We start from the raw sequence: 306 nt of genomic DNA, 5'->3' as shown, positions 1-306 counted from the left end.
GTGCCGATGCGCGCGCGTCACGGGCTGCACACGCTGGAGGCGTGGCTCGATCGCGGCGACGCACGCTTCGTGTGGATCTCCTACGTCGACGACGGCCGTGGCCACGCCGAGGTCGAGGCGCGGTACTTGGCCAGCGACGAGCGACGTGCCCTGACCCCCGACCCCGCGGGCTGGCTCCTCGAGACCGACGCCCGGATGGTGCAGCCGGTGCGCTGGGAGACGCCGCGATGACACTGCGACCCTCGGGCTGGGCCGCGTGGCGCATGGGCTTGGCGGAGCGACTCGCCGAGGATCCGTGCGGCGACG

Annotated in this window: 1 protein-coding gene; it reads left to right on the top strand. The window is 73.9% G+C overall.

The window, feature by feature from the left end; translation table 11 throughout:
- The coding region (locus tag KSO97_RS17585) for a hypothetical protein (protein WP_232682115.1) at positions 1–231 on the top strand (231 nt) is incomplete at its 5' end.
- Positions 232–306: the final 75 nt, after the last annotated feature.

Origin of the sequence: Nocardioides sp. R-C-SC26, assembly GCF_021246465.1 — a bacterium.
GTDB lineage: Bacteria > Actinomycetota > Actinomycetes > Propionibacteriales > Nocardioidaceae > Nocardioides.
Note: the sequence above shows the minus strand (reverse complement) of the source record. Positions and strands in the feature narration are given on the sequence as shown.